This window comes from Cellulomonas sp. A375-1, from assembly GCF_001040865.1.
Lineage (GTDB): Bacteria > Actinomycetota > Actinomycetes > Actinomycetales > Cellulomonadaceae > Cellulomonas > Cellulomonas gelida.
In genome coordinates, this window is the sequence record NZ_LFKW01000158.1 from 1 (window position 1) to 299 (window position 299).

Consider the following 299-nt stretch of genomic DNA (forward strand, 5'->3'; position numbering starts at 1 on the left):
ACATCGTCGGCAAGGCGTCCGGCAACTTCACGCGTGCCGAGGGCAAGGCCGCCATGGAGGCCGCGCTGCAGGCGTACCCCGACATGAACCTGCTGTTCGCGCACAACGACGACATGGGTCTGGGTGCGATCGAGGCGATCGAGGCCGCGGGCAAGGTCCCGGGCAAGGACATCATCATCGTCACGATCGACGGCGTGCGCGACGGCCTGCAGGCCCTCGTGGACAAGAAGTTCAACTACGTCGTCGAGTGCAACCCGGTCTTCGGCGACCAGATCCTGGACGCCATCAAGAAGGTCCAC

At 64.9% G+C, this 299-nt stretch carries 1 protein-coding gene; it reads left to right on the forward strand.

Going from position 1 to position 299, the window contains the following annotated elements; translation table 11 throughout:
• Positions 1-299 (forward strand): substrate-binding domain-containing protein (locus tag CWIS_RS17320; protein WP_048344603.1); only part of this gene is annotated, 299 nt, incomplete at both ends.